General features: G+C 44.6%; 20 protein-coding genes. 9 read left to right on the top strand and 11 right to left on the bottom strand.

What is annotated here, in order from left to right:
- From folK to acs, 5 genes are all read left to right on the top strand, one after another.
- Positions 1–531, top strand: coding sequence for a 2-amino-4-hydroxy-6-hydroxymethyldihydropteridine diphosphokinase (gene folK, locus CW740_RS01505; RefSeq protein WP_106645897.1), 531 nt, complete (start codon positions 1–3; stop codon positions 529–531).
- 45 nt (positions 532–576) lie between these two features.
- On the top strand, positions 577–1230 hold the full coding sequence (locus CW740_RS01500) for a deoxynucleoside kinase (RefSeq protein ID WP_106645896.1): 654 nt from the start codon (positions 577–579) through the stop codon (positions 1228–1230).
- Positions 1231–1243: 13 nt separating this feature from the next.
- Positions 1244–2038, top strand: coding sequence for a 3-methyl-2-oxobutanoate hydroxymethyltransferase (gene panB / locus CW740_RS01495; RefSeq protein ID WP_106645895.1), 795 nt, complete (start codon positions 1244–1246; stop codon positions 2036–2038).
- Between the two features lie 15 nt (positions 2039–2053).
- Positions 2054–2899, top strand: coding sequence for a pantoate--beta-alanine ligase (gene panC, locus CW740_RS01490; RefSeq protein WP_106645894.1), 846 nt, complete (start codon positions 2054–2056; stop codon positions 2897–2899).
- A 143-nt stretch (positions 2900–3042) separates the two neighbouring features.
- A complete protein-coding gene (acs, locus tag CW740_RS01485; RefSeq protein WP_106645893.1) occupies positions 3043–4977 on the top strand; it encodes an acetate--CoA ligase in 1935 nt (644 codons plus the stop codon).
- A 67-nt stretch (positions 4978–5044) separates the two neighbouring features.
- Here the strand turns inward: acs and CW740_RS01480 are convergent, their stop codons facing one another.
- Together CW740_RS01480 and CW740_RS01475 are read right to left on the bottom strand one after the other, a co-directional pair.
- Positions 5045–5917 (bottom strand): DUF1853 family protein, encoded by an 873-nt coding sequence (locus CW740_RS01480; RefSeq protein ID WP_106645892.1) that lies wholly within the window; start codon positions 5915–5917, stop codon positions 5045–5047.
- 163 nt (positions 5918–6080) lie between these two features.
- Positions 6081–6575, bottom strand: a complete 495-nt coding sequence (locus CW740_RS01475; protein ID WP_106645891.1) for a Spy/CpxP family protein refolding chaperone — start codon at positions 6573–6575, stop codon at positions 6081–6083.
- Positions 6576–6797: 222 nt separating this feature from the next.
- Here CW740_RS01475 and CW740_RS01470 point away from each other — a divergent pair, with 222 nt between their 5' ends.
- Positions 6798–7496, top strand: a complete 699-nt coding sequence (locus CW740_RS01470; protein ID WP_018623327.1) for a response regulator transcription factor — start codon at positions 6798–6800, stop codon at positions 7494–7496.
- Entirely contained in the window at positions 7477–8880 is a 1404-nt protein-coding gene (locus CW740_RS01465) for an ATP-binding protein (RefSeq protein WP_106645890.1), read from the top strand. The genes CW740_RS01470 and CW740_RS01465 overlap by 20 nt, the downstream gene beginning before the upstream one ends.
- On the opposite strand, the gene CW740_RS01460 is transcribed toward CW740_RS01465, so the two are convergent.
- A complete protein-coding gene (locus tag CW740_RS01460; RefSeq protein ID WP_227523878.1) occupies positions 8877–9479 on the bottom strand; it encodes a LysE family translocator in 603 nt (200 codons plus the stop codon). The two genes, CW740_RS01465 and CW740_RS01460, sit on opposite strands and share 4 nt — an antisense overlap.
- A gap of 60 nt (positions 9480–9539) precedes the next feature.
- Complete coding sequence (locus CW740_RS01455) at positions 9540–10301, bottom strand: DedA family protein (protein ID WP_106645888.1); 762 nt, start codon at positions 10299–10301, stop codon at positions 9540–9542.
- Positions 10302–10430: 129 nt separating this feature from the next.
- Here CW740_RS01455 and CW740_RS01450 point away from each other — a divergent pair, with 129 nt between their 5' ends.
- Positions 10431–10877 (top strand): hypothetical protein, encoded by a 447-nt coding sequence (locus tag CW740_RS01450; protein WP_106645887.1) that lies wholly within the window; start codon positions 10431–10433, stop codon positions 10875–10877.
- Between the two features lie 59 nt (positions 10878–10936).
- On the opposite strand, the gene CW740_RS01445 is transcribed toward CW740_RS01450, so the two are convergent.
- Positions 10937–11506 carry an ACT domain-containing protein gene (locus CW740_RS01445; RefSeq protein ID WP_106645886.1) on the bottom strand — a complete coding sequence of 190 codons (570 nt, stop codon included), beginning with the start codon at positions 11504–11506 and terminating at the stop codon, positions 10937–10939.
- A 186-nt stretch (positions 11507–11692) separates the two neighbouring features.
- On the opposite strand from CW740_RS01445, the gene CW740_RS01440 reads away from it, so the two are divergent.
- Positions 11693–12493 carry a M48 family metallopeptidase gene (locus CW740_RS01440; RefSeq protein ID WP_106645885.1) on the top strand — a complete coding sequence of 267 codons (801 nt, stop codon included), beginning with the start codon at positions 11693–11695 and terminating at the stop codon, positions 12491–12493.
- Positions 12494–12526: 33 nt separating this feature from the next.
- Here CW740_RS01440 and CW740_RS01435 read toward each other — a convergent pair whose 3' ends face one another.
- The 6 genes from CW740_RS01435 to CW740_RS01410 all read right to left on the bottom strand — a co-directional run bounded on the left by CW740_RS01435 (position 12527) and on the right by CW740_RS01410 (position 17028).
- On the bottom strand, positions 12527–13189 hold the full coding sequence (locus tag CW740_RS01435) for a glutathione S-transferase family protein (RefSeq protein ID WP_106645884.1): 663 nt from the start codon (positions 13187–13189) through the stop codon (positions 12527–12529).
- Between the two features lie 133 nt (positions 13190–13322).
- Positions 13323–13805 carry an FKBP-type peptidyl-prolyl cis-trans isomerase gene (locus CW740_RS01430; protein ID WP_106645883.1) on the bottom strand — a complete coding sequence of 161 codons (483 nt, stop codon included), beginning with the start codon at positions 13803–13805 and terminating at the stop codon, positions 13323–13325.
- Between the two features lie 335 nt (positions 13806–14140).
- Complete coding sequence (gene lipA / locus CW740_RS01425) at positions 14141–15061, bottom strand: lipoyl synthase (protein ID WP_051082503.1); 921 nt, start codon at positions 15059–15061, stop codon at positions 14141–14143.
- Positions 15062–15172: 111 nt separating this feature from the next.
- A complete protein-coding gene (gene lipB, locus CW740_RS01420; RefSeq protein WP_106645881.1) occupies positions 15173–15847 on the bottom strand; it encodes a lipoyl(octanoyl) transferase LipB in 675 nt (224 codons plus the stop codon).
- Positions 15848–15862: 15 nt separating this feature from the next.
- Positions 15863–16132, bottom strand: coding sequence for a YbeD family protein (locus CW740_RS01415; protein WP_106645880.1), 270 nt, complete (start codon positions 16130–16132; stop codon positions 15863–15865).
- Entirely contained in the window at positions 16129–17028 is a 900-nt protein-coding gene (locus CW740_RS01410; RefSeq protein WP_106645879.1) for a D-amino acid aminotransferase, read from the bottom strand. Before CW740_RS01410 ends, CW740_RS01415 begins: the two co-directional genes overlap by 4 nt.
- Between the last annotated feature and the right edge of the window lie 26 nt (positions 17029–17054).

Raw genomic sequence — 17054 nt, 5'->3', positions numbered from 1 at the left:
ATGGCAAGTCACTCTAATACCAAGCGATCCATTGCATACATTGGTCTTGGAAGTAATTTGCAGCAACCCGTTGAGCAAATTGAGCGCGCTTTGCTGGCTCTGGATCAGCTTCCGAATAGCTACCTTTTGAGTTACTCCAGCCTGTATCGAAGTGCCCCTATGGGCCCGCAGGATCAGCCGCCTTTTATCAATGCGGTGGCCAAACTGACCACTCAATTTACCCCATTGGAATTGCTCGATCAGCTGCAAGCGATTGAAAATCAACAGGGAAGAATTCGGGAGCAACGCTGGGGGGCACGCACATTAGATTTGGATCTGCTGCTCTACGATCATACAATCATGCAAACGGATCGCTTAACCCTGCCTCACTACGGTATCAAGGACAGGGATTTCGTACTAAAGCCATTAGCAGAAATAAGTCCTGAAATGTCGCTTCCTGATGGTAGCCTGATAAAAGACCTGCTAAAGCATTGTCCACAGTATGATTTGGTGACCTTAAAATATGACAAGAACTATCATTGGCATTTCTGAGTTAGGCGTCTCTGAATTAGGCATCTCTGAGTTAGGAGTATTTGAGTGAGTGTAAATTTATCCATTCCACATAATTTTATCGCCGTCGAAGGCCCGATTGGGGTGGGCAAAACCACTCTTGCTCGCAAACTGTCCGAGGTGTTGAGTAGCGACCTGATTCTTGAGGAAGCCGAAGAAAATCCGTTTCTTGAGCGGTTTTATCAGGACCCTAAATCGGGCGCTCTGCCAACTCAGCTTTACTTCTTATTTCAGCGCGTGCGCCAACTACAGGATGTGCGTCAATCCGATATGTTCAGTCCAGTTAGAGTCGCTGACTATTTGATGGAAAAAGATCGCCTGTTTGCCCGCTCGACACTCGACCAGGATGAGTTGCGCTTATATGAACAGGTGTACCAGAATCTAACCATTGATGCGCCTAAGCCTGATCTCGTAATTTATCTACAGGCATCCGTACCGGTACTGCTGGATCGTATCAAAAAGCGTGGCCGTGCAGCTGAAAGTCCTGTAACCAAAGAATACCTGCAGACAATCTGTGATGCCTATACCGATTTCTTTTATTATTATGATGAGTCACCTTTATTGATAGTTAATGCTTCCGGTATTGATCTAGTGGAAAACGAAGCAGACTTTAATATGCTGCTCGATCAGATCAAAAGCACAACCACCGGACGTAACTACTTTAATCCTCATCCCGCGTAAACCGAGACTAAACATGAAAACTCTTACCATTAGTGATATCGAACAACTGAAGCAGCAAGGTAAAAAATTCAGCTGCATAACCGCCTATGATGCCACTTTTGCCGGTGTTATTTCGGATGCTGGTGTTGATATGATTCTGGTCGGAGACTCACTGGGGAATGTCATTCAGGGGCAGAAGACTACCGTGCCGGTCACCATTGAAGACATGGAATACCATATTACCTGTGTTGCGCGTGGTAACAAACGCTGTCTGATAGTTGGTGATATGCCCTACATGAGCTACGCCACACCAGAGCAGGCCTACCATACGGCAGCACTGATCATGCAGGCTGGTGCGCATATGGTTAAACTGGAAGGTGGCGATTGGTTACACGACACTATTGAAGGCCTAACACAGCGCGGCATCCCGGTTTGTGCTCACCTTGGGCTAACACCCCAGTCTGTGGATGCGCTGGGTGGTTTCAAAGTGCAAGGGCGTGACTCAAAACAGGCCAAGCAGATGCTGGCTGATGCCAAAGCTTTAGAACAGGCTGGCGCTCGCATGCTAGTTCTTGAATGTGTGCCGCAAGCACTGGCCAAACAGATCGCAGAAAGTCTAACCATTCCTGTGATGGGCATTGGCGCAGGTGTTGATGTTGATGGTCAGGTACTGGTACTGCATGACATGCTCGGTATTTCGCCATTTCAGGCCAAATTTGTACGTAACTTCATGGCTGACGCCAAAGGCGATATCAAAGCTGCCTTCGAGCTGTACCACAGCGAAGTTCGTGCTAAAAACTTTCCTGCAGCTGAGCACTCATTCGACTAAAGGCTGGCTTCAATAATGATCGTTGTAAACTCTGTTAAAACCCTGCGCCGTCTTATCCAAACCCACCGAGATATGGGGCATAAGATTGGCTTTGTGCCAACCATGGGCAACTTGCATTCCGGCCATTTAAGTCTTGTTAAAACTGCCAAGACACATGCTGATATTGTGGTGGTTAGTATCTTTGTTAATCCCACTCAGTTTGGTCCAAATGAAGACTTCGATTCTTATCCGCGTACTTTTGAGCAGGATCAGGCTTTGCTGGAACAGGAAGGTGCAGATATTATTTTTGCTCCAGAGGTTTCAGAGGTCTACCCCAACTGGCCCAACTTGACCAAAGTTCATGTAGCCGAGCTTGGCAATAATCATTGCGGTGCATCGCGTCCTGGTCATTTTGATGGTGTTACCACGGTAGTCAGCAAACTGTTTAATATGGTGCAGCCCGACTGCGCTGTTTTTGGCCAGAAAGACTTTCAACAACTGGCCATTATTCGACGCATGACCAGTGACCTCAACTTTGACATTGAAATCGTTGGTGCGCCAATTGTGCGGGAAGACAATGGACTTGCCATGAGTTCACGCAATGGCTACTTAAGTAGCGAACAAAAAGAACACGCCTCTTTTATCTACCAGACCCTAAATTGGCTCAAGCAACAGATTGAGAATGGCGAGCACGACTATCGTGCACTAGAGAACGCAGCTGCACAACGATTAGCAGAGCAGAACTTCAAACCTGATTATGTACATATTGCACGCCAGGATAATCTTGAACTAGCCGAGAATGACAATAGGGAGCTGGTCATATTGATAGCAGCATTTATGGGTAAGGTGAGATTGATTGATAACGTTACTGTATCGCTCTAAGATTCTAAATTTCTCATATAAAAGCTCATAATTTCAAATGGTTATCAGCAATTACCACAACTGATAACCACTATTCCGGTCTAACTCTTTAACGCTTTCGATTTTTGTTTTATGCTGGTCTGATAAATGATTAGGAGCCAGTTATGTCTGATTCAAAAACCTATCCAATAAAACAATTCAGCACACATACCCCACACATAGATGAAGAAAAATATTTGCGCATGTACCAGCAATCTGTGCAGGAACCCGACAAGTTCTGGTCGCGTATGGCGCACGAGTTTATCGACTGGTTTGAACCTTGGAAAACGGTAAAAAACGTTGATTATAAAAATGCTTCGATTAAATGGTTTGAAGGCGGCAAATTAAACGTCAGCTATAACTGCATTGATCGCCACTTAAAGGATAAAGCCGATCATACCGCCATCATCTGGGAAGGCGATGAGCCAGATCAGCAGCGTTACATCAGTTATCAGGAGCTTCATGACGAAGTCTGTAAAATGGCTAACGCGCTGAAAAGTCGCGGTGTTAAAAAAGGTGACCGTGTCTGCATCTACATGCCCATGATTCCTGAAGTGGGTTTTGCCATGCTGGCCTGTGCCCGCATTGGTGCCGTTCACTCAGTAGTATTTGGTGGTTTCTCACCTGAAGCCCTGAAAAGTCGTATTCTGGATAGTGACTGCCGCGTAGTCATCACAGCTGATGCAGGTGTGCGTGGCGGTAAAACGGTTCCTCTTAAAGCAAATACCGATAAAGCGCTTAAGGATTGTCCCAACGTACACAGCGTTTTTGTTGTTAAGCATCGCCTGGCCGATATTGATTGGCATGCGGAGCGCGACATTGACTACAACGAACTCAAAACAGAGATGGAGCCAGAGTGTCCGGTGGAAACCATGGACGCGGAAGATCCACTCTTTATTCTTTATACCTCCGGATCGACCGGTAAACCTAAAGGGGTGCTGCACACCAGCGGTGGCTATTTATTGCATGTAGCTATGACCCACAAGTATATTTTTGATTATCACGATGGTGATATTTACTGGTGTACTGCCGATGCCGGCTGGATTACTGGTCACTCCTATATTTTCTATGGCCCATTAGCCAATGGCGCAACCACATTAGTTTTCGAGGGTGTGCCCAGCTACCCGACACCGTCTCGCTTCTGGCAGGTGGTCGACAAGCACAAGGTCAATATCTTCTACACCGCACCAACAGCCATACGCGCATTGATGGCCGTCGGTGATGATGCCGTTAAGTCCACATCACGCAAGTCACTGCGTCTGCTGGGTTCGGTTGGTGAGCCGATCAATGTCGAAGCCTGGGAGTGGTATTACAAAGTTGTCGGTGACGAGCGATGCCCTATCGTTGATACCTGGTGGCAAACAGAAACAGGCGGCATTCTGATTTCACCATTGCCTGGAGCAACACCCTTAAAACCAGGTTCTGCCACTCGTCCTTTCTTTGGTGTTCAACCGGCAATCCTTGATCAGGACGGCAATGAACTTGATGGTAAAGCGAGCGGCTACCTGGTGATGAAAGATTCATGGCCAGGCCAGATGCGTTCAGTCTACGGTGATCATGATCGCTTCTTCCAGACCTATTTCTCACAATATTCAGGCTATTACTTCACAGGGGATGGTGCCAATCGAGATGAGGATGGTTATTACTGGATCACCGGTCGTGTGGATGATGTTTTGAATGTTTCAGGCCACCGTATGGGAACGGCTGAAGTTGAAAATGCATTAGATCTGCACCCTCTAGTGGCGGAGTCTGCAGTCGTTGGCTATCCTCACGATATAAAAGGACAAGGAATTTATGCTTTTGTCATCTTCAAAAATGGCGTCGAGTTTAATGATGAAATCAAGCAGCAGCTGATTGATATCATTACTGAAGAGATAGGTCCGATTGCAAAGCCCGATAAAATTCAATGGGCTCCAGATCTACCCAAGACCCGCTCGGGAAAAATTATGCGCCGTATCCTGCGCAAAATCGCCGAGAATCAGGTCGAAAGTATTGGGGATACTTCTACTCTCGCCGACCCATCAGTGGTGCAGCATTTGATTGATAATCGACTGCACTAGTAATTCAATTCTAAAAGCCCTGATGCTTCATCGGGGCTCTTATTTTCCGCTTTTGTTACTGTTAGTCTTAGTCTCGAGTTAACACTCTTTGTCTGGCCCTTTTCAACCACTCATCGGTAACAACAAAGCCTCGTACCACCTCTTTTCCATTTTGCATGCCCACAATGGTAGCCAGCTGATCTTGATGGAGATCTCCGAGCTGCTTTACCTGCGAATAATCATTAGTGGTCAACTCCGAGAGCCAGTACATTCGTGGCAACTGATACCATTCATAATTTGTCTGTTCTCGATAATGGTTAAACTCTTCATGGGTCGCCCAGAATCCCTTCAAATGATTATCCACGACTTCTTCTGGATGGATGAAGGTTTGATTGAAGAAATTTTGTATTGCATAGAATAAGCGTCCACGAGTTAGTAGCGCTGACTGGTCTATAACCAGCTGCTGCTGTTCCAACCATTCTTTAACTTCTGCTTTGCTAGAGAGGGCAAGCTGATGACTGAGCAAGCGCTTAAATTTTCTATCAAAACGATCACGCAGGTTAGGACCAACCCAATTGGCCATCTTTTCACCGCTGCCTATTTGTAGATAGAACTTTACTGCCAGCTCGCAATGAAAGTTTAGTTTTGTTTTATTGCTCTGGATAATTGAATCGAATTCTCCCAGCGTTTGTTTATCGATAATTACCTGCTGGTTTGAGCGTAACAGCTCATAGGATGGATTGGAGCGAATCAGATGATGCCAAAGCTGCTCGAAATAGACGCCTAGCCTGTGCGTGGGTTCAAATCGAAAAGAATCGCTGTCACTCACTGAATTCTCGAGCAGCTGATCAGCATTCAGCAGGTTGCGTCTATGCAATTCATTGACTGATGCAACTGACAAAAAATCAGGACTGTTAATCAGCCAATCTAAATCTGCCTGAATTCGATTTTTATCCTGCATTGGATGAGACCTTCACGAAATAGCTTTTATGATAACAAAAAAAAGCCACCCGAAGGTGGCTAACATTTCAGAGAGGTTCTGAAATAACGTTAGTGTCGAAAAGCTGGTAATTTTTGAGGGGCTTAATACCAGCCTGTAACACTAAGGGGGAGTCGTTTAGCGATTACTTTTTATTGTCCTGTTTCCGCTCTTTAGCCTGATCATGCATATCCTCACGCATTTCTTGGCGCATCTCATACATTTCCTTACGCAGCTCCTTCATTTTTGCGCGCTGTTCTTCATTAAGAAGTTTTTGCACTTCCATATAATGCTGATGCCTTCCTGCCATCATTTCGGCTCTGATATCGGCCTGCTTACGCAAATTGCTTTGTAACTTGCCTTTATCCAAAGTATCTTGCTGCATCATATGACGCTGTTGCTGCATTAATTCCATCATCTGTTCCTGATGAGCTTTAACAGCTTCCTTTCGCTGCTCGTACAGCTTGTCCATTTTCGCTCGTTGCTCATCATTAACACCTAATTTCTCCATCATCATTTGATGCTGTTGCATGGAATGTTCTTTATGCATTCCACCATGATTCCGAGCATCTGCACTAACACTCAGCACCAAGGCTGATGTTGCCAGTACTAATGCCATTAATGATTTATTCAATAACATAGTCTACTCCTAACTCACTTCCTGATTTGCTGTTAGTTAAATCCTTCCTAGGAAGAATGCTTTTGCAAATTTAGATTACTCACTATAGACTTCTTTTAACTTCAAAAGTTTGAATTAATAACGGTTTTTGCGTAAAGCTTATGTAAAAGCCACTGACCAAACTTTACACTTTCTTTATTTTTGCGTGCTAAAATCCATACACGCCAATAGGTTAGGTTAGCTATGCCAAAATTATTACTAGCAGATGATGACATTGAACTGTGTCAACTCCTTCAGGAATACCTGACTCAGGAAGGCTTTGATATTGCTCTCGCGCATGACGGTGCCACTGCTGCCAAATTAATTCTTGATCACAGCTTTGATCTAATGGTGCTTGATGTGATGTTGCCTAATATGAATGGGTTTGATGTTTTAAAAACCGTTCGCAAAGAATCTCAGGTACCGATTCTGATGTTAACAGCGCGTGGCGATGAAATAGACAGGATTGTTGGTTTGGAATTAGGTGCCGATGATTATATTGCTAAGCCTTGTAACCCACGCGAACTGACTGCTCGAATCCGAACCATTCTTAGACGAACCGAAAATGTCTACAGCACTAAACAAAAGAAGCTGCAATCTGTTCACCTTGGTGATGTTTATATTAACCCTGCTTCGCGTGAAGTATTATTGAACAATGAAGTCGTCAAGCTAACTGCAACCGAATTCGATATCCTTTATTTGTTGATGAACAATGCTGGTACTTTAGTGAGCCGTGATGATTTGTCCGAGAGTTGTCTTGGCCGGACATTAGAAGCCTATGATCGTAGTATCGACATGCACATTAGTAATTTACGTCGTAAACTCGGCCCAGATTCAAAAGGCGATGAACGCATCAAAACAGTTCGCGGTGTAGGCTATCAGTATGTTGCCCTGGATTCGTAATCTCGTTCGTCCCAGTCTGTTCTGGAAAATTTTTCTCTGGTTCTGGCTGGCAACACTAATCACACTAACCAGTGTAATATTCTTATATAGTCTTACCGGTCACGACAATAAACTGGTTCCTGCTTCTGATGAAGAAGCCAAGCAGTTGCGTCAGGCAGCCATCAATATTCAATTACGCAAAATCATTGATGAATATCAGACTGGCCGACTACTTACGCTTAACCGTGTCCCGGATGATCTCAACAATACCTTTATTATTGATAAAAATGGCGAAGACCTAACTGGCAAAGAAGTTCCTGACGTTCTCTATCATTTAAGTTCTTTTTATCGCAATCGAAATACACCAGCTATGGTAATTGTCGATAATGAAGCTTTTATTGGGCCAGAGGTAGTTTTCAATCGCGGCAATTATTACTTGCTGTTTCTGCGTGAAAAAAGTCCCCATCAATTTACCACGGTGGTCTCATACCTCTATCACTCCGTTTCAACCTGGCATCTACTTTTAGCTCTAGGCATCAGTGCACTGGTTTGTATTGCCCTAACCTGGTACCTGACTCGCCCTATCCATCAATTGCAAAGAACGACACAGGCTTTTGCTCGCGGTGATCTGAGCGCACGTGCTGAGCGTTATCTTGGCAAACGTCAGGACGAGTTTGCAGATCTGGCAGAAGACTTTGACTTAATGGCTGAGCGTATTGAACGAATTATCCATTCCCAAAAACGATTGCTCAGTGATGTCTCACATGAGCTACGCTCACCATTGACTCGTATGCAGATTGCCGCCAGTCTTGCTCAGAAAAGCGCCAACCCCGAGTCTCGCAGCCACATCGATCGCATCGAACTTGAAGTTGAGCGACTCGACGAGATGATTGGTGAACTGCTGCAGATGGCCGCTCTGGAAAGAGGCCATGTCAATGAAGATCGCGCCAATTTCATGCTCAATGACCTGCTTGATGTCATCGTTGAAGATGCAAAGTTTGAGGCAGAGGCACATAACAAAACTGTTGATTACCAACCTGACGGTGATATTGCTTTTAACGGTTATTACAGCCTGCTCGCACGCGCCATTGAGAATGTTCTAAGGAATGCTATTAGACACACTCCTGACGATACCTGCGTCACTGTCGCAACTTCAGAATCACAGCTCGGTGTTGAAATTATAATTTGTGACTCCGGCCACGGCGTCAATGAAGAGCACCTAAAAAAGATTTTTGATGCTTTTTATCGGCCAACAGATGCCAGAGAAAGAACCTCAGGAGGAGCTGGCCTTGGCTTGGCAATTGCCAAAAGAGGTGTTGAAGCCAATGGAGGAACTATTACTGCTTACAACCAGAAAGATTCTGGATTGTGTGTTGTTATACAGCTTCCAAAAGCTCGCATCTAATTTACCGTTGAAAACAGCAACAGAATTGCCAGAATTATAAGGAATGCTCCAAGAATTCTATCTATCCAATGACCAAAGTTAGCAAAGAACTGGCGTACCTTCTGCTGCGTTAGCATGAGCGATAGGAAGACAAACCATGCTCCTGTCATAACAGACATCCAGATCCCGTAAAGAGCCTGTATTGCCATTGGAGTTTCTGCACTGACGATTGTGGTAAATAAAGACAGGAAGAACAGAGTAGCTTTAGGATTCAGCACATTAGTTATAAAACCCTGTCTAAATGCCTTGGTGCTGGTCATAGTATCGCGACTGACCGGCTTAAAATCCTTGATCTCAGCTTTTTGTACTCTAATTGCCTGCCAGCCTATGTAAAGCAGGTAAGCCGCTCCAGCTACCTTGATGCTAGTGAATAGCCACAGTGTATCTCGAATTAATAAACCTATCCCTAGTACTGCATAAGTCACATGTACTAATATCGCCAAGCCAATGCCAATACTGGTCAAAATTGCAAAGCGACGACCAAAGACCAGGCTTTGGCGCATCACAATGGCGAAATCGGGGCCAGGGCTGGCAACCGCCAAAGCATGGGCGGATGCCATTAACAAAAATTCCTGCCAGTAGTTTGTGGTTAATTCGTTTAGCATTTTTAATGGTAGAAATTAAATGATGAGGTTCCAGATCTTACTGCCCAACTGTAACATCAGGCTGCCGTAACTCGATATCACAAGAAAGACAATCACACCGGAAAAAATTCCTAGCGCCAAAAGGTTGTTGATATGTCGTTTCAGGGGCAGAGTCGTGTGATGCTTTCTAGCGCGATGATGGTCAATCATAAAACGTCCCAGTAGCCACAGACAAATTGCCATGATGACAAGACTGCCCACCAGAACCCAGACCTGAGTTTTCTCAAAAGTCAGCGCAGCTCCCAGAACGACTCCCGGCATCAAATATACTGGTGCCCAGATGATAGTCGCAATCACAATGGCGATGATGAATTTTTTCGGCGGCATGTCGAGCACACCAGCAATCAGTGCAATCACTGCTCGTATCGGACCTATAAACTGACCAACAAGCACTCCCGCAAAGCCATGGCGTTGGAAGAAGTCTTCTGCGGTATGCAACATTTTCTGGTGACGCTGTATCCATCCCCAATGATGGACTTTGTCCTGAAAGTGGTAACCAAACCAATAGGATACGATCTGTCCACTGGCAGCGCCCAGGAAGCTGCAAAAGGCTACCAGCCAGAAGTTTAATGTCCCACCGCCAATTAAGCTGCCAACCCCAACTAAAAGTAACCATCCAGGCACAGCAAGGCCGACTATGGCTAAAGATTCTAAAAAGGCAATTAGAAAAACAGCCGCGCCAGCCAGGTGTGGGTGATTGGAAATCCAATCTAATATGTCATTTACAATTGCTTCCATCGGCGCTAATGATGACGAATGTTCTTATAAATGTCGATAATTAATCATACCTAAGCTGCGTCTAATTGCACTTGCTTGTTATCTACAGGTCGTTTATCTTCAACAAACACTCAAAAACTTCTCACTATTATGAGCAGCCCTTACCAAACTATCATCCAACAACGTCAACCAAGTGACGTTGAAATTTTTCATAACGTTCATCCCGACGTAAAACCCCCATGCCTAACAGTTGAGGAAATGGGTCTTTCTCATCAAGATGTTAACGATTACCGTTCTGCTGGAGAGCTCATAAAGAGCCTTGCGAAAACCATCCATACCTGGCGTCAACACATGCCTAAAGATGCGGAACCAACAATTGTAGCTATGCTTAATGGCGGTTTACAGATTCATGTTACCCGACTGGTACAGGAATCTTTCAATGGGATTAGAATTGAAGGAACTGCCGGCGGTAATCCGTGTATGGTCCTAACCCACCAGAATAATGTCGAGTTGCTTTGTTATGTACAAAAGGTACCCGAAGAAGAACCTAAGAGAAGTATTGGTTTTATTATTGATGGTCACGAAATAGAAGAGTAAGTACTCTGAATAGAACAAAAAAAATAGCGCCTGATGGCGCTATTTTTTTGTTCTTAAAATTAAATTGCTTCTTTAATATCTTCTTCTTCATCAAGCATATTGAGATAGAAACCCTCTGCTTCAGCAACAGCCAATAACTCCCTCTCAACCATTTCAACATCTATCACATGGTCGGTAGAAACTTTCATCTGTACGGCATAGCCCTGTCGATTCGGCATTGCATCAGTAGCAATACTATCTACACGCAAGTGATTACGAGAAAGAATTCGAAGTAACTCTATACTGGCAGCCTGATGTTTAATGCCCCAGGCATCAATTTCAAACACAATATTTTCTGGATCAAATGGATAAGATGACTGGCAATTCTCCATGCTATGAAACTCAAATCTTAGCTTTGCTGACTCAAGACTTTCAAGACAGGCAACAAAAGGTTTTAAATACATGCCATTCAGTGAAATCGCAAACAGGCCGGTGAAATGGTCTTTAACTCGATTGAAACGAGAGACTTCGACTGAGCCTTTGAAACGATGAAGAATTTCGGTAACAGTGGTGATTATTTCAGGGTGATCGGAACCGGCCACCTTTAAGATTAGCTTCTTATCCAACTTTAATTTGTTTTGCGCATTCATCAAAATGCTCCATATATTGCGTTAGCGCTTATAAAAAACTACTACAACTGCTAAATTCTGACAAGATGAGCTGGTCAAAATTCACACAATTCTGCCGGTTTTGTTAAACAGTGCATATTTGTACAATACTTTACATATAGCTTTATATTAGAATGCAGCTAACTAACTGTATTAAAAGGAGTTTGCATGAAACCTCTTATCTCAGCCTGCCTTATCTTAGCTTTATTCGCCTGCGCGACGTCTCCAACCGGTAGAAGTCAGCTGACCCTATTTCCAGAGTCTCAAATGGCGCAAATGGGTGCTTCTACATTTACCTCAATGCAGCAAAGTCAAAAAATGGATACTAATCCAGGTAACGCGCGCTATGTAAACTGTGTTGTTGACGCCTTAATCCCTGAACTTAATGCGCTTGCTCCGGGCATGCGCTCTACCCAATGGGAAGTTAAAGTGTTTGCCGACGATGCTCCCAACGCTTTCGCACTGCCAGGTGGGAAAATAGGAGTTCATACGGGTATGTTAAAAGTTGCGGAGAATCAACATCAGCTGGCATCAGTCATAGGACATGAAGTGGGTCATGTCTGGGCTAAGCACAGTAATGAACGTGTCTCTCAGGGTTTTCTGACTCAGACAGGTATGCAGTTGGCTGCAGTAGCCGCAGGAGATATGACCTCTGAAAAGCAGCAACTCCTTGGCCTTCTCGGTGTTGGTGCTCAAGTAGGTGTTATTCTTCCGTTCAGTCGTAAACATGAATCGGAAGCTGATGAAATTGGTCTTGAGCTAATGGCTCGCGCAGGCTTCGACCCACGTCAAAGCGTTGAGCTGTGGAAAAATATGCAGAAAGCTGGAAGCGGCTCCACACCTGAGTTTTTATCGACCCACCCAGGTGTCGATACTCGCATTCGTGATCTTAATTCAAGAATGGATCGTGCCATCAAGATTTATCAGCAGGCACAGGCCTCGGGCAAACGACCTAACTGTCGCCTTTAAAACCAGAGTATTCCGGGCAAAAAAAAGCGGACCTTATTGGTCCGCTAGATATCCGCCTCTTTCGTATATGGACTCCATATACAAATCTTCAAAATCTTTGACCACCGATTTTTTTACTTCCGGCAATAACAATAGATTTTCACGCCACTTTTGAATTTTCTTATAATCGCTGACCGTATCAACGCCAGTATTATCGGCAAGAATTTTCGAACGCATCAGAAATGGAGCAAAAGAACTGTCAACCAGGCTGAAATCTTTACCATCAAAGAAGCCTTGGTTACCAATTCGTTTTTCCAGATGAGCCAATTTCTTATTCAAGTCTTCTTCAATTTTAACAAAAGTTTCTTCTCGACGTGCCTGGGTGAGTTGATACTGAATGTTATTAATGCTGCTGCTGAATTCAATCCAGGCTCTATGCTCTGCTTTCTCCAGTGGGTCGGTTGGCAGCATTGGCTTGCCATGAGTCTCATCAAGATATTCGTTGATGACCGAGGACTCAAACAGAACCGTATCCTTGATACGCAACAAAGGTACCTTGCCTAACGGTGATATTTCAAGAAACCAGTCAGGCTTTCGTTCCAGAGAAATATATTCAATGGTGAAATCGATTTTTTTGTGCAGCAATGTGATAACCGAACGCTGCACGAACGGGCACAATTTGTGGCTGACTAATATTGGTTGTTCTAGAGCACTCATATTGTCCACTCAGACTTGATAACTAGTCGTAATGTAAATCGTTCTTTTTAGAAAAGCAACAACAAGGTCGTCACAAAATCACATCTCTTTGAGATACAAAAAAGGCCTTCAATAGAAGGCCTTCTCAAGTGTATTAGTGGTTATGGCCACCAGGTCCATGTACATGACCATGCGACAACTCTTCTTCGCTCGCATCACGCACTTCAATAACCTTTACGTCAAATACTAAAGGCACGCCTGCTAACGGGTGATTACCATCAACAGTTACCGTCTCGCCTTCAACCTTAGTTACTGTGATAAGTTGCGGGCCTTGTGGAGACTCAGCATGAAACTGCATGCCTGGTTCAATTTTATCAACACCCTGGAAAGCCTGTGCTGGGACTTCCTTGATTAAATCATCATGACGTTGACCATAAGCATCTTCTGGTTGAACATTAACTGATAGCTCGTCATCAATTTTTTTACCAGCTAAGGCATTTTCAAGGCCAGGAATAATGTTGCGATGACCATGCAGATAAGCTAATGGCTCATTTCCTTCTGATGTATCGACTAATACACCCTCTTCTGTTTTTACTGTGTATTCAATCAATACGACTTTGTTCTCTTCAATTTGCATAATCATCTCTCTTACTTTCTAGGTACATTGATGAAGCCAAAATAACGGCTTCAAACTTTCAAAACTATTAAGATGTACTCCCACTAACTTGGGAGTCTACTCTAAAAAAAGAGCTTTTATGGATTCCCGCCTTCGCGGGAATGACAAAGGTTATATGTTTTCGCTAATTAATCTCTTAACAAATTCCTTAAACCTTAATTTTATATTCCTCCACTTAAAGTGAGGATTTTTGCTCTAGAGCAAGGCATGTGAATTTTGGGCTTTAGGGAGCGTATATAAAATACGTGACCGAGTCCAAAATTCAAATAACACAGCTATAGAGCAAAAAGACCACTTTAAGAGACTTTCTCGCCTGCCGCCTGCATATCCGCGTGGTATGACGATCTCACCATAGGACCACTCGCCACATTCGTGAAACCCATCTCTTCTGCAATTTTGCCGAGCTCATCGAACTCTTTTGGCGGCATGAATCGCATGACAGGGTGATGGTATTTACTAGGCTGTAGATACTGACCAAGGGTCAACATCTCAACGCCATGTGCGCGAAGATCTTTCATCACTTCAATAATTTCTTCGTTGGTCTCACCCAGACCAATCATTAAGCCTGACTTGGTTGGGATTCCCGGATAGCGTTCCTTAAATTGCTTCAATAAGTCCAGTGACCATTGGTAGTCAGCACCAGGGCGAGCCTGTTTATACAATCGCGGTACGGTTTCCAGATTGTGGTTAAACACATCAGGAAGACCATCTGCCATCAAATCCAAGGCAACTTCCATACGACCTCTAAAGTCAGGCACCAATACCTCAACTTTAAGTCCAGGATTCTGTTCTTTGGCCACACGAACACACTCAGTGATATGTGCAGAGCCACCATCACGCAGATCGTCACGATCGACGGATGTAATCACCACATATTTTAAGCCCATCGATTTTACTGAGTCGGCCAAGTTTTGCGGCTCTTCTGGGTCAAGCGCCAATGGACGACCATGCGCCACATCGCAGAACGGACAACGACGCGTGCAGATATCACCCATGATCATGAAGGTTGCAGTTCCGTGGCCAAAACACTCTGGTAGATTCGGACATGAAGCTTCTTCACAGACGGTGTGAAGCTTGTTGTTGCGTAGCATGTCCTTAATCTTGGTGATTTGATTACCATTAGGCAGGCGCACACGAATCCAATCTGGCTTACGCGGCATCTCTTCAGTTGGCATGATTTTTACCGGAATACGTGCCATTTTATCTTCGGCACGCATTTTTTGGCCGGGCACGACCTTTTTCGCCTTAGCAGCAACCTTACCTGTAACATTGCTACTAACTGATTGATTCAATTGATTTTTTACCGGTTCAGAATTTGACATTCACTATTACTCAATGGATTCGCTGATTGGCTCAGGTAATCCGGTCATTTCCAGGCGCTTAGTATAGCCCAATTTGTCGCATAATTGATCGATCAGATCGGGTTTAACTCGCTCCAGATTGTCCGGACCACCTTTCTCGACTATCTGGGTCATCTGCATGCCCTGATAACCGCAAGGGTTGATGCGGGAAAATGGCTCCAGGTCCATATTCACATTCAAGGCCAGCCCATGAAAGGACTTTCCTTTTCGAATTCGTAAGCCCAGCGAGCAGATTTTCTGGTCATCAGTATAGACTCCCGGAGCATCAGAACGCGGATAAGCTTCGATGCCGTAGAGTGCCAACATGTCTACGATGGCATTTTCGATGCCAGAAACCAAATCTCTGGGCCCCATATTTTTACGCCGCAAATCGATCATAAAATAAGCAACTTGCTGGCCGGGGCCATGGTAAGTAACTTGTCCGCCGCGGTCAACCTGAACAACCGGAATTTCTCCAGGAAATAGCAGATGCTCAGCCTTACCTGCCTGGCCTTGGGTAAATACCGGATCATGCTCTACCAGCCAAATTTCATCGGTCGTAGTATCATCACGGTTATCGGTAAACTGCTGCATCCGCTTCCAGACTGGAACATAGGTTTCATGCCCCAGTTCACGGATGATTACTGTGGATTGGTCACTCATTATCTGTTTGATGCCTTATAGAGTCATTTTTACGCCTTCAACAGTGAAGACTTCGCGATACATGGCATCAACTTGCTCTTTGCTCTCAACCACCACCATAAATGACAGAGAAACATAATTGCCGTCTCGGCTGAGTTTGCTAGCGGGAGAATAATCATTGGGCGCATGACGGTTTACAACTTCCGCAACTTCCATATCGACGCCGTCACGGTTTACAGCCATGACTTTAAAACAAATTTCACAGGGAAATTGCCATAACTCATCACGATCATAATTTTGCGTCATAACGCTATTTCACCTTCGGTATTACTATCAATTTCGCCACGGTACAGCTGTACTTTAAGTTGCTGATAGTGGTCATACATTTGCCGCCAGACAGGGCCTGCAGTGCCATTACCAATGGTAACATCATTTAGCCGGGTAACTGGGCGGATTTCTTTGGTGGAGCTGGTTAACCAAATTTCATCAGCCTGCAACAGCTCATGCTCGGGAATCAGCCTCTGTTCGGTTAGTATACCGTGCTGTTCTGCTAGCCATAACAAGAAATCTCTTGTTATTCCTGGTAGTAGGTGCTCACTTAATGGCGGTGTGATAATGACGCCATCACGAACAATAAACAGATTACTTGAGGTTGCCTCGAAGGCTACTCCACCTCGTACCAATATGGTGTCATTCGCGCCACATTCAAGGGCCTGCTGCTTTAGCATGCAGTTGGCCAACAAGGTAATCGCTTTAATATCGCACCGTTGCCAGCGAATATCTTCCGCAGTTATCACTGAAATCCCCTGCAAGTCCCTGTCACTCGGTACTGCCTGCACTTCCGGCAAAGCCGTGATCATGGCAAAAATGGTTGGGCTTGGATTGGCCGGGAAATCATGGTTGCGTTCGGGATATGCACCGCGAGTGATCTGCAGATAAATGGAGGCATTATTCAATGAATTCTGTTCGATCAGCTGGTGGCAAATATTAGCCCAGTCCTGCAAGGTCTGCTCCATCGGCAAACGTATTCCTTGCAAACTGTTTTCCAACCGAGCAATGTGCTGCTTAAATCGAAATAACCTACCTGCATAGACAGGGATTACTTCATATACCCCGTCACCAAATAAAAAGCCCCGGTCAAGTGCCGGGACTTTTGCTTCTTCAATAGGTAATAACTGTCCGTTCAAATAGGCGATGGACACATCTAACTCCCTGAATTAGAACTAAT

This window comes from Kangiella profundi (genome assembly GCF_002838765.1).
Classification (GTDB): domain Bacteria; phylum Pseudomonadota; class Gammaproteobacteria; order Enterobacterales; family Kangiellaceae; genus Kangiella; species Kangiella profundi.
The sequence above is the reverse complement of the archived record's forward strand: the minus strand, read 5'-3'. Positions and strand labels throughout refer to the sequence as shown.